Genomic DNA, 12466 nt, shown 5'->3' with positions numbered 1-12466 from the left:
CTCGTTCACGACGGCCGCTTGCGCTTGTGGGCGAACGGGTTGGCCTTCTCGCGCAGCATAATACGGATCGGCGTGCCCGGCAGATCGAAGGCCTCACGCATGCTGTTGGTGAGATAGCGCAAATAAGACGTCGGCACCGCGTCGGCGCGCGAGCAGAACAGGATGAAACTCGGCGGCCGCGCCTTGGCTTGCGTGATGTAATTCAGCTTCAGCCGGCGGCCCGACACCGAGGGCGGTGGATTGGCGTCGACCGCCTGTTCGAACCAGCGATTGAGGGCTGCCGTCGGCACGCGCTTGTTCCAGACCGCATAGGCTTGCTCGATCGCGGTCATCAGCCGGTCGATGCCCTCGCCCATCAGGCCCGACACCGCAACAACCGGCGCGCCCTTGATCTGCGGCAGCAAGTGATCGGCATCGGTGCGCAGCCCCGAAATGAGGCTGCCTTTCTTCTCCATCAAATCCCATTTATTGACGGCCAGCACGACCGCGCGCCCCTCGCGCTCGATCAGGTCCGCGATGCGCAGATCCTGTTCCTCGAACCGGTTCTGCGCGTCCATCATCATGACAACGACTTCGGCAAAGCGCACCGCGCGCAGTGCGTCCGCCACCGAAAGCTTCTCCAGTTTCTCGTCGATCCGCGCCCGCCGCCGCAAGCCGGCGGTATCGAACACCCGGAAGTCGCGCCCCTGCCAGGTCACCTCGACGGAGATGGAGTCGCGGGTGGTGCCGGCTTCGGCGCTGGTCAGCAGCCGCTCCTCGCCGAGCAGATGATTGATCAGCGTCGATTTGCCGGCGTTGGGACGGCCGACGATCGCGACGCGAATCGGACGCTTGGCGAGATCCTCGTCGGATTCGATGATGTCGTCATCGTCGAACTCCTCCCCCTCCTCGGTGGGATCGGGCATCAGCACGCGCAGCGAATCGTAGAGATCGCTGAGGCCTTCGCCATGTTCGGCGGAAATCTGCACGGGGTCGCCGAGCCCGAGCGCGTAGGCTTCCATCGCGCCGACCTCGCCGTGCCTGCCCTCGCTCTTGTTGGCGACCAGCACCACCGGCTTGTTGGCGCGGCGGGCGAAATCGGCAAAGGCGCGATCATTCGGCGTCAGCCCGGCGCGGGCGTCGATCACGAACATCAGCGCGTCGGCGAGCGCAATCGCGGTTTCGGTCTGTTCCTGCATCCGCGCGGTGAGCGAGCCCCTGGCGCCTTCATCGAGCCCGGCGGTATCGATCACGGTGAATTCGAGGTCGCCAAGGCGCCCGTTGCCCTCGCGGCGGTCGCGGGTGACTCCGGGTTCGTCGTCGACCAGCGCGAGCTTCTGCCCGACCAGCCGGTTGAACAGCGTCGACTTTCCGACATTGGGTCGGCCGATGATGGCAATCGTAAAGGGCATAAATAAATCCAAACGCCCTTCTTGAAGGACGTGTCCATCGAACGAAACGATAGAGCATGGTTTTCGTCGGAACCGCGCTCTGATTTTGTTTTGACGCGTTTGCTTTACGCGAACCGGCGTCCACTAGCCGCGAAAACGCTACGCCATTAACGCGTGAAGCTGCCGCTCGGCATCGGCGCCGGGAACGGAGCGGCCGATTGCTGGGTGGACTGCGCGGGCGCCGCCTGGGCCGGCTGGTCGGGTGGCGGCGCGGTGGTGCGCTTGCGCACGATCTTCTTCGGTTTCGGCGCCGGCGGGGCTGCATTGGTGCCGCCCTCGTCCACCGGCGCGGCATCGGGGTCTGCGGCGGCGGGCTCGGTCGCGGGCGCCGCTGCAACGGGTGCCTGCTTGCCTCTGGATTTCGCGGATCCCCTGGATTGCGACTCCTGCGGCGGCGGTGCGACCGCGGCCTGGGCATTCGGATCTTCGATCTGCTGCTGGCGCGCGCCTTTGTAGAGATCCTTCGGCACGCCCTGCTCGAGGCCGGGCACACCGTCGGGGAAAACCGGCTTGCGTTCACCGGGCAGCTTCTTTTTGGTGTCGAGGAAGTCGAGCATGTCGCTCGGATCGAAATTGCCCATGCTGCTACAGCCTGCCAGCGCGCTGGAAAACGCGATGAGGATGGTGGCTGCGATCAGACGGTGCGGACGGCGCATGCTCGGTTCTCGTTTAACTCGTTGGCCGGCTCAGCTCTTTGCGACAGGCGGAAGCAACGCCTCCAGCGCTTCGGCGCGCGAGCGCAGGCTCGGTGGCGTGCCGCCGTCATTGGCAATCACGTCCAGCCATTGCCGTGTCGCTGTCGCGTCGTTGGCGCGCCAGGCCGACAGCGCCAGCAATTCGCGCGCGGTATGGCGAAAGGTAGCAGCCGGTCCGGCTGCCGCCTCCAGGCGAGACTTCATGTCGGGATAGGAGGTGGTCTCCAGCAGCAACTGGGCGGCGCGAATCCGGGCCAGATCCTGTTCCGCTACGCCGACGCTGCGGTCGGCGGCAATCTCGTCGAACATCTTGGCAGCAGCCTGCTGGTCGCGGCTTGCGACCTCCGCGGCCGTGCGCAGGCGCGCCAGCACGCGGTATCCCGCCGGCGCCTTCGCCGCCAGCTCGGCAAACGCCGCCTCGGCCTCTGCGTGCTTGTTGGCTTCCGATAGCTCCGCCGCCTTGTCGAAGGCCGCACCGGCCTCAACCGCCTTCTTGGCTTCCAGATATTGGTAGCCACGCCAGCCACCCACGGAGGCGATGAGCAGCAGCGCTCCTGCAATGATAAAGAGAGAATATCGGTCCCACAGCTTCTTGAGCTGATCGCGACGGACCTCCTCGTCGACTTCATTAAATAATTCAGACACTTAAGGCTATCCCATCCCCGGTGAGCCGCTGGACGCGCGGCGGCGCCCTGCGCCCGATCCCCGCATGGCGGCGGCGATACCCTAACGATATGGCGGTGGCAAGGCAAAGCGAGCCGGATCAAAGCGTTAACGCTAGAGGGAGCGCCCGGAAGCGAGTTGTCCCACGCCGCGAGCGTCCGGGAATATTGACTTCGCGGTTCAAAGCTTGGCGTAATCCGTTCGATTTTTGTCGGTTATTCGTCTGATTTTGCAGGTGCTTCATGGTTTGCCGCGCCCTGGTCGTCACGCTTGCCATCGGGGCCGCCGCCCTGCCCGCCGCGACCCAAGCCTACGACATCAAGGCGAAGGCGCCGGACTCGGCATTTTCCGGCAAACAGCGTCCGGACATTTTGGGCATCTCGGCGGATTCCACCGCTGATTCCGCGCGTGCCACGCTCGAATCGTTCTTCAAGGGGCGCACCAACACCACGACCGACGTCCAGCAGCAGAAGTTCGGCAGCACCGCGATCAGCTTCACCTCGGCACTGACTTTCAGCCTTCCTCCCGGGCCCAGCCAGAACGGTGAGGTGCTGTCGAGCAGCTTCTCGTCGCCGGCGAGCGGCAATCGCATTTATTTCCTCGCCCGCAACCTCACCTTTGCGAAGGACCAGCAGCCGGCGAAAGCCGACATGGTCAAGGAGGTGATGGGCAAATACGGCGCGCCCACCATCGTCGGCGATCAGCACCTCTATTACATCTATCGCAAAGGCTCGATCGTATCGGTGGGCACGAAGTACAAGGAAGCGACCGCAATCGAGGCCATCGGCAAGCCGCTCGATCCCAAGGCCGCGCTCAAGCTCAACGGCGAAACCATCCGCGGCAGCTGCGTGGCGGTCGTCAAACGGGCGCAGGCAAAGGAGAAAGCGCTGGCTGCGATGCTCAGCGAAGCCAAGGGCGCCAATTGCGACGGCGTGCTGAGCGTGCAGCTGATACCGGGCACGGCGCCAGACCGGGTCGGGATCGCGCAGTTTTCGCTACTGGATGTCAAACGCGTCATCAGCGCGGCGGCGATCGACAACGATGCGCTTGCCGCGGAACAGAACGAACGCAATACGATGCCGAAGGGCAGCGCGCCGAAGCTCTGATTCTCGATCGCGCTCGTATCGGGCCTCGCGCGACGGCTCCTCAAACCAGCAAATGGAATTCCTGCCACGGGCTCCATTCGGTGCCGTCGCTGGCCCGCACCCAGAGATCGGCCGGAGCCGTCGCGGCATGGAACGCGGCGTCCGCCAGCTGGGCAGCGGTTACATCGATCGCCGAATTGGCAGCCTGCGCAATTCCGTTCAACGTCCAGTGCCCGCTTGTGGCATCCGCCGACGAATCCCAGAGCTGATATTTGATGATGGCGTCGCCGTCGGGATCGATCGCCGTGAAGAACGAACTGGCCGCCACGGTTTGATGCGGCGCGGCCACGACGTTGGATGCCGTAACAACAGGTGCCTGGTCGACCGGCGCGTTGACATGGAACGGCTTCCAGTCGCTCCACTTCATTCCGTCATTGACGCGAACCCAGAGATGATCGGAGCCGGATCCGCTTTGGAACGTGGTCTGGGAAAGTTGCGCGGCAGTGACATCGATTGCCACGCCCGCGGATTGGGCCACGCCGTTGACGCTCCAGTGCCCGCTGGCGGGATTTGCAGTCGAATCCCAGAATTGATAGGCGGCGATGCTGTCGTTTTCGGCGTCGATGACCGAGAACAGCGTCGAGGCCGCGATGTTCTGATTGTGAGTGGCCGAGAAATCGGACGCCACGGCAACCGGCGCCGCGTCGACCGGCGCTGTGACGTGGAATTCGGACCATTTGCTCCACTGGAAGCCGTCGTATGCGCGGACCCAGAGCTGGTCCGCTCCTGAGCCGCTCTGGAACGAAGTGCTTGCAAGTTCGGCAGCCGTCACTTCGATAGCCACATTGCTCTGCGTCGCAACGCCATTCAGTACCCAGTGGCCGCTGCTGGCGCCAGAAGTGGATTCCCAGAACTCATACCGGGTCATATGGCCGCCACCGCTGACAGCAAAAAGGCTCGCGGCATCAAGCGATTGGCCATGCGTTGCAACGGTGTCCTGGCCGCTCACAACGGGCGCGGGGCCGGCCAATGGGGCCATGACTTGTGTGACGACCATCGTGAAGGGCTGCCATACCCCCCAATCCGTGCCATCGAACGCACGCACCCACAGCTGGTCGGAAATGTTGGTGCCGGCGTGAAACGAAGTTTGCGCGAGCTGTTCCGCCGAAACATCGATAGCCACATGCGCCGCCTGCGCGACGCCGTTCACAACCCAGTGGCCGCTATTCTGAACGGATGTCGAATCCCACAATTGATAGCGGGTGATGCTGTCGCCATCGGGATCGGCTGCAGAGACCAACGCGGAGATAGCAGCCGTATCGTCACTGATCATCGCCCGGTTTGCGACCGTCACCACCGGCGCCTGGTTGACGTTCGGACTCGCGGTAAACCGTTGCCACGCCCCCCACTCGGCACCGTCATTCGCCGGCACATAAAGCGTGTCTGTGGCCGAGCCGAACACGTAGCTCATCTGCGCGAGTTGTCCGGCCGCAATGTCGATCTCGGCGTTGGTGGACATCACGACGCCATTGAGCAGCCAGTGGCCGTTGCCCTCGGTGTCCCAGAACGAATAACGCGTAATGCTGTCGCCATCCGCATCCGTGGCGCCAAACAGGTCGGTGGCCAGGACGGAATTCTGACCATGCGTTGCGGTGACGTTGGAAGCAGTTACAACGGGCTTGTGGTTGAGCGGCGCGGTGACGTGAAACGCGATCCAGTCGCTCCACTCCCGGCCATCGAAGGCCCGGGCCCAAAGATGGTCGTCGCCGGAGCCGCTTAGAAAATCGAGATTTGCCAGCTGATCGGCGGCGACTTCGATGGCGACCTTGCTCTGCGTACGGACGCCGTCCAGAACCCAGCTTCCACTCGAGGCGCCGTCCGTCGAGTCCCATACCTCGTACCAGGTGATCGCGTCGCCATCGATATCCTGCGCGGAGAACAAGGCCGAAGCAGCCAGGCTTTGACCATGAAGCGCAGAGGTATTTTGCGCGGTAACCACGGGCGTATGGTTGGGTGTGGGTCCCGGATAGTCGCCGTCGGCCGGCACGGTGATTGTAAAAGATTTCCAGTCGCTCCACGCTACTCCGTCAAATGCGCGGGCCCAGAGCAGTTCAGAGCCGGTGATGGCGGTGTGAAACGACGTATGGGCGAGCTGGTCGGCCGTCACGTCGATCGCCGTGCCCGTCCCTTGCGCAACGCCGTTCACGACCCAATGACCGCTCTTCGATCCCGGTGTCGAATCCCACAACTGGTACTTCGTGATGGCATCGCCATCCGGGTCAGCGGCGGAAAACAAGTAGGGAACGTCTAGCGACGTATCGAACATTGCCACGATGGGCTGCGTGGTCACGACCGGTGCAGGGTTAACGTATGGGCTGGCCGTAAACGCCTGCCAGCCACCCCAAGCTGCGCCGTTGTTGATGCGCACATAGAGGGTTTCGGCTGCAGAACCGAACACGTAACTCGTCTTCGACAGCTGCGCCGCGGTAATGTCTATCGCCGTGCTGCTGGCCTGGGCTACCCCGTTGATCACCCAATGTCCGTAGCCGTTGGTATCGAACAGCGTATATCGGGTGATCGGATTGCCGTCGGCGTCGACCAAACCGAACAGATCAGAAGCCGCGATCGAAATCTGACCGCGCCTTGCGACGACGTTTGAGGCGAGCGACAGGGCTGGAAGCGCAGAACCAATCATCGGAACTAAGGGCCCCACGCAATTCAGAAATGATTATGCATAACGGGATGGCAATAAACGCACTTAACAAACTATCAACATCCGAAAATTGGGAACCCCTGCAGGCCGACGCGCGGACTTATTGCAGCGTTTACAGTTAATTGCGAAAAGTCCTTCATATCAGGCTCGAGCTTGCGGCAACCTTACTGCGAAGCCGCCCAGGTCTCGCGCAACTGCCGTTTCAATACCTTGCCGTTGGCGTTGCGCGGCAGCGGATCGGCGGTCAGGTCGATGGTTTCCGGCACCTTGTAATCCGAAAGCCGCTCGGCACACCACGCACGCAAGGTCTCAACGCTGGCCTCGCCCCTGACCACGACAACGGCGTGGACGCGCTCGCCGAGCACGGGGCATGGTTTGGCGATGATCGCGCTTTCGAGCACGTCAGGGTGGCCTGACAGGACAGACTCGACCTCGGCGGAATAGATCTTCAGGCCGCCGCGGTTGATCATATCCTTCTGGCGGTCGAACACGCGCACGAAGTTTGCCTCATCGATCGAGCCGAGATCGCCGGAATGCCAGAAGCCGGCGGTAAAACTTTCAGCCGTTGCTTTTGGATTGTTCCAGTAGCCCTTGATGACCGAGCCACCGTGGATCCAGATTTCACCGATCTCGCCGCGCGGCAGTTCGTGGCCGTCGGGACCGACGACGATGATCTGCGCGCCGGGACAGGGCAAGCCGACGCTGTCGATGTACCTCGCGGTCAATTCGCCGGGCATCATCGTCGATGGCGACGTCGTCTCGGTGGCGCCGTAGCAATTTGCCAGCTTCAAGCCCGGAATCCTGGCGGCCAGCCGTTCGATCGTCGCAATCGGCATCGGCGCGCCGCCAAAGCCGCCGATCCGCCAGCTCGACAGATCGTAGCTGTCGAAATCCGGCTGCAGCAGGCAGAGATTATACATCGCCGGCACCATCACGGTGTAGGTGACGCGCACCCGTGCCGCCAGCTTCAGATATTCCGCGGCCTTGAACTCCGGCATCACGATCAGTGCGCCCGCGCAGCGAGCCATGGTCGTGATATTGGCGACCACGCCGGTGACGTGCCCGAGCGGTACCGCAGCGATCGAGCGGTCCGCCGCGGTCAGCTGCAGGCAGGACACGAAGACCATCGACGAATGGATGACGTTGCAATGCGCGAGCATTGCGCCCTTTGGCTTGCCCGTGGTGCCCGACGTGTAGAGGATCATCGCGGTGTCTTCTTCGCCGACCTCGGCAGGCGACACTGATGCCGCGTGATCCAGCAGATCGGAGAATTGCGAGGTGATGCCGTCACCGACGGCAACGCGATGCAGGAGATCGGGTACCTCGCCTGCATCCGGCACGCGCTCGGCCAGGGTCGCTTCGTGGATCAGAAGTTTTGCGCCGGAATCGGTCAGCACATAGGCGATCTCCGGCTTTTGCTGGCGGGTCGACAGCAGCACGGTCACAAGGCCGGCATGGGCAGCGGCGAACATCGTAAGCACGAACTCGACGCGATTGCCGAGCAGCACACCGATACGATCGCCGCGGCTCAATCCGAGCCGCTGAAGCCCGGCCGCAATTCGTGCCGATTGAGAGGCCACGTCGCGCCAACTCATCCGGCGATCACCGCAGATCAACGCCTCGCCATCCGGATTTCGCTCCGCAGCCTCGGCGATCATCGCCCAGACGGAGCCCGGCCGTTCACCAAACGCCGGCACCACGCGATCGCCGAAGCGTGTCTCGAGGCGCATCGCCGGAATAGGATGTTGCGACCAGTCCATTTTGGCCTCGTCAGTTCTTTGCCTTCATGTCGTAGACGTGTTCCGGGCCGGGAAACGCGCGGGAACGGACGTCCGTAGCGTAGCCTTCAATGGCGGCCTCGATCGCGGGCCCGAGATTACCATAGCGGCGCACGAATTTCGGCGTCCGTGGCGACAGGCCGAGCATGTCCTCCAGCACCAGCACCTGGCCGTCGCAGGCTGCACTGGCGCCGATGCCGATGGTCGGAATGGCGATGCTTTCGGTGATCTTGCGGGCCAGCGGTTCCGCGACCGCCTCGATCACGACCGAGAAGGCACCCGCCTCGGCAATGGTCTTGGCGTCGTTCTCGATCGGCCCCCAACTGCCTTCCTCGCGGCCCTGCGCGCGAAACGAGCCGAGCGTGTTGATCGATTGCGGCGTCAGGCCGATATGGCCCATCACGGGAACGCCGCGCTCGCTGAGAAACGCCACCGTCTCCGCCATCCGCACGCCGCCTTCGAGCTTGACGGCGCCGCAACGGGTCTCCTTCAATATCCGCACCGCGGCATGGAACGCCTGCTCTTTCGAGGCCTCATACGAGCCGAAGGGCATGTCGACCACGACCAGCGCGTGTTGCGAACCGCGCATCACCGCACGCCCCTGCAGGATCATCATATCGAGCGTCACCGGCACCGTGGTCTCGAACCCGTGCATGACGTTGCCGAGGGAATCGCCGACCAGGATGACGTCGCAATAGCGATCTACCAATGCTGCCGTATGCGCGTGATAGGACGTCAGCATCACGATCGGATCGCCGTTCTTGCGCGCGCGAATGTCTGGCGCGGTCTTGCGCCTGATGGCCGACTGGACTGACATGCTACACTCCAACCACGGGGACGCCGATCACGACCGGATGGAAGGCAAATGCCAGCGCCAGATAGGCGATGACCCCGACCGCGATCGCGATCAGGTCGTTGCCGGGACCGCCGACCGGTATCGGCGGCCCGCCGGCGTCCGAACGGCGTTTCAGCGAGATGCGGTCGAACACCGCCCACGCCAGAAACGAGCCGAACAGGATGATCGAGCCGAGATCGCCATTGGCGAGCAGATGCGCGGCCGCCCATAGCTTGATTCCGGTCAGCATCGGATGCTTCAGCGTCGTGTAGATCCGGCCACGGATGTAGGAGGCGACCACCAGAATGATCGCGGGCAGCATCAGGGCCACGGTGATGTGCTTGAACGCCGTCGGCGGGTTCCAGACGTTGATCCAGCCCGTAGCGCGATAATTGGCAAAGCCCCAGATGACCAGCGCCAGACCCGCGACCGAGGCCAGCGCATAGCCGATCTTGTAGCCGCCCTCGCCCATTGAGCCGATGACCTGTGCGCGTAATTCGCGCTGCGTGGTCAGCGTGTGGACGCCGAGAAACAGGATCAGGCCCAGGATCATCACCAGCAGTCCCACGATGTCCCTCCCTGGGCAGCTTTGGTTATGACCTCGCGTATCATTTAAAGGGCCGGGAGCGCAATGCGCACCGCCGCCATCAGCCTCATGGCTTCTCCGCTTGCTTCTTCAGATCGCGGTTGTCGACGTAGCGGATCGCGATCGGTCGCCCTGCCAGCGCGCCTCCGAGCTCGCCGGTGAATTTCAGCGGCTTGCAGGCATCGAGCGAGGCGTTGATCGCCTTCAGATAAATGGCGCGGGTATCGGCCGGAACGCCGGCGGTGGCGAAGGTCAGCCGGGGGGCGGCAATGAATTCGCCCGAGCGCTTGAAACTGAAGCGCACCGACATCTGCATGCCCTCGCGCGCGCTGTCGGCCGGCGGCGGGGTCCAGCAGGACCGCAGCGCCGCAAACAGGTCGCCGATGCTGTCGAGGTCGTGGTCCGGCTTCCGGTATTTCGCCGCCTGGTCCTTTGGCGGTACGCTTTCGATCGTCAGTTGCAGGTTCTGGCCGTAGGGATAATCGATCTCGGGAATGCACGGACCGTCGTTGAACACGCTGCAGAACGACGGCGTGCAGGGCTGGCCGTCGAGCACGCTGCAGGGCGCGTGCGAAAACGGCGTGGCGTCGATCTGACGCCGCGACTGGGCGTCAGCAGCGTTGATTCCGATGGTGATGCCGATCAGGCAGATCACGATAAGCCGGAGCATGGAAGAAGCCTCGATCGCAGTTCTGGTGAACTTGGTGCCCACTTTGGTCGGGATCAAGCCTGATAGCGTTCACATCCCTGCGCGTTCACTGCCCCGCATTCATGCCCGACAGTTCCGCGATCAGCGCCTGTTCGCCGGCGTGCGCTGCTGTAACGACGCGCGAGGTGTCGTCACCCGCGGAGGCGGGTGACCCAGTATCCCAGAGACGGTTGTTGAATAATCGAGGGGCCGCGGCGTGCTGGGTCCCCCGCTTTCGCGGAGGACGACAAGGTGGGGCGCCGCACGAGCCCGCCCTACCCCTTCTTCTTCACATCCTTGATGTGGGAAAACACGATGCCCTCGGCGCGTTCCTTGGTATAGCCCAAATAGAACTCGTTCTTGGCGAGGAACACCGGGTCACCGTCGACGTCATCGGCAACACCCGATCCATTGGCCGAGATGAACGCGTCGAGCTTCTTGCGGTCGTCGGACGAGATCCAGCGCGCCAGCTGGAATTCCGAGACTTCGAATTCGACCGGCAGCGAATATTCCGCGTCAAGCCGCGCTTTGAGCACGTCGAGCTGCAGCGGACCGACCACGCCGACCAGCGCCGGCGCGCCGTCGCGCGGGCGGAACACCTGCACGACGCCCTCCTCCGACATCTGCTGCAGCGCTTCCTTCAGCTTCTTGGCCTTCATTGCATCGGTCAGGCGCACGCGGCGGACGATTTCCGGTGCAAAGCTCGGCACGCCGACGAACGTGAGATCTTCGCCTTCGGTCAGCGTATCGCCGATCCGCAACGTGCCGTGATTGGGAATGCCGACGACGTCGCCGGCAAACGCTTCATCCGCCACCGAGCGGTCCTGCGCAAAGAAGAATTGCGGCGAGGACAGCGACATGTTTTTGCCGGTGCGCACCAGCTTGGCCTTCATGCCGCGGCTGAGCTTGCCGGAGCACAGCCGCGCGAACGCGATGCGGTCGCGGTGGTTCGGATCCATGTTGGCCTGGATCTTGAACACGAAGGCGCTCATGCGCGGCTCGGCTGCCTCGACCTTGCGCAGGTTGCTTTCCTGCGCGCGCGGCGCCGGTGCGAAGCGCCCGAGGCCCTCCAGCAAATCGCCGACGCCGAAATTGCGCAGTGCGCTGCCGAAATAGACCGGCGTGAGGTGGCCCTCGCGGAACGCCTCGAGTTCGAACGGCTTGCAGGCTTCCGAGACCAGCGCGAGTTCGTCCTTGACCTCGGCGACGTCGAGATTGGCGCTGCGGCCGGCGAGATCGGCGATGTCGATCTGCTGCGCGGCGCCGGTCTTGGCGCCGCCGCCTTCGAGCAGGCGCACGCCGCCGGTGGCGATGTCGTAGGTGCCGAGGAAGTCACGGCCGCGGCCGACCGGCCAGGTCATCGGCGTGGTGTCGAGCGCCAGCGTCTTCTCGATTTCATCGAGCAGTTCGAACGTGTCGCGGCTCTCGCGGTCCATCTTGTTGATGAAGGTGATGATCGGAATGTCGCGCAACCGGCACACCTCGAACAGCTTTCGGGTGCGCGCCTCGATGCCCTTGGCGGCGTCGATCACCATGACCGCGGAGTCGACCGCCGTCAGCGTGCGGTAGGTGTCTTCCGAAAAGTCCTCATGGCCCGGCGTATCCAGCAAGTTGAACACGAGGTTATCGAACTCGAAGGTCATCACCGAGGTCACGACCGAAATGCCGCGCTCGCGCTCGATCTTCATCCAGTCGGATCGGGTGTTGCGGCGTTCGCCCTTGGCCTTGACCTGACCGGCAAGGTTGATGGCGCCGCCGAACAGCAGCAGCTTTTCGGTCAGCGTGGTCTTGCCGGCGTCCGGGTGGGAAATGATGGCAAAGGTCCGCCGCCGCGCCACTTCATCTGCAAGCGGCGAGCGGGACGGCGATTCGGCTGAAACGGCAATGTCGGACATGAATCGAGCGTTTGGCAGGGAAAACGGGCGCAATCAAGGGCGATTTGGCAATTGCCGACGGTGGATACAACCCCCATATCACTCTGGGAAGGACGACC

The 12466-nt window shown here is 63.4% G+C and carries 10 protein-coding genes; 1 reads left to right on the top strand and 9 read right to left on the bottom strand.

Annotated elements, in window-relative coordinates:
- Nucleotides 1-5: 5 nt before the first annotated feature.
- From der to JQ558_RS18110, 3 genes are all read right to left on the bottom strand, one after another.
- On the bottom strand, nucleotides 6-1391 hold the full coding sequence (gene der, locus JQ558_RS18120) for a ribosome biogenesis GTPase Der (protein ID WP_212272510.1): 1386 nt from the start codon (nucleotides 1389-1391) through the stop codon (nucleotides 6-8).
- Nucleotides 1392-1537: 146 nt separating this feature from the next.
- On the bottom strand, nucleotides 1538-2086 hold the full coding sequence (locus JQ558_RS18115) for a hypothetical protein (RefSeq protein ID WP_212272513.1): 549 nt from the start codon (nucleotides 2084-2086) through the stop codon (nucleotides 1538-1540).
- 30 nt (nucleotides 2087-2116) lie between these two features.
- A complete protein-coding gene (locus tag JQ558_RS18110) occupies nucleotides 2117-2770 on the bottom strand; it encodes a tetratricopeptide repeat protein (protein WP_212207957.1) in 654 nt (217 codons plus the stop codon).
- Between the two features lie 260 nt (nucleotides 2771-3030).
- Here JQ558_RS18110 and JQ558_RS18105 point away from each other — a divergent pair, with 260 nt between their 5' ends.
- Nucleotides 3031-3894 (top strand): hypothetical protein, encoded by an 864-nt coding sequence (locus JQ558_RS18105; RefSeq protein ID WP_212272519.1) that lies wholly within the window; start codon nucleotides 3031-3033, stop codon nucleotides 3892-3894.
- A 40-nt stretch (nucleotides 3895-3934) separates the two neighbouring features.
- On the opposite strand, the gene JQ558_RS37285 is transcribed toward JQ558_RS18105, so the two are convergent.
- The 6 genes from JQ558_RS37285 to JQ558_RS18075 form a co-directional block, all read right to left on the bottom strand.
- Nucleotides 3935-6568, bottom strand: coding sequence for a hypothetical protein (locus JQ558_RS37285; protein ID WP_249142522.1), 2634 nt, complete (start codon nucleotides 6566-6568; stop codon nucleotides 3935-3937).
- 182 nt (nucleotides 6569-6750) lie between these two features.
- The gene (locus JQ558_RS18095; protein WP_212294446.1) at nucleotides 6751-8346 is read right to left on the bottom strand and encodes a class I adenylate-forming enzyme family protein; all 1596 of its coding nucleotides are present in this window, start codon (nucleotides 8344-8346) and stop codon (nucleotides 6751-6753) included.
- A gap of 10 nt (nucleotides 8347-8356) precedes the next feature.
- Nucleotides 8357-9181, bottom strand: coding sequence for a 3-methyl-2-oxobutanoate hydroxymethyltransferase (gene panB / locus JQ558_RS18090; protein ID WP_212294445.1), 825 nt, complete (start codon nucleotides 9179-9181; stop codon nucleotides 8357-8359).
- A gap of 1 nt (nucleotide 9182) precedes the next feature.
- The gene (locus tag JQ558_RS18085) at nucleotides 9183-9767 is read right to left on the bottom strand and encodes an NnrU family protein (protein ID WP_212294444.1); all 585 of its coding nucleotides are present in this window, start codon (nucleotides 9765-9767) and stop codon (nucleotides 9183-9185) included.
- A gap of 85 nt (nucleotides 9768-9852) precedes the next feature.
- Nucleotides 9853-10455 carry a hypothetical protein gene (locus tag JQ558_RS18080; RefSeq protein ID WP_212294443.1) on the bottom strand — a complete coding sequence of 201 codons (603 nt, stop codon included), beginning with the start codon at nucleotides 10453-10455 and terminating at the stop codon, nucleotides 9853-9855.
- Nucleotides 10456-10748: 293 nt separating this feature from the next.
- Complete coding sequence (locus JQ558_RS18075) at nucleotides 10749-12368, bottom strand: peptide chain release factor 3 (RefSeq protein ID WP_212294442.1); 1620 nt, start codon at nucleotides 12366-12368, stop codon at nucleotides 10749-10751.
- Between the last annotated feature and the right edge of the window lie 98 nt (nucleotides 12369-12466).

This window comes from Bradyrhizobium sp. AUGA SZCCT0160 (assembly GCF_018130105.1).
Taxonomy (GTDB): Bacteria; Pseudomonadota; Alphaproteobacteria; order Rhizobiales; family Xanthobacteraceae; genus Bradyrhizobium.
This window is presented reverse-complemented; position numbering and strand designations above follow the sequence as displayed.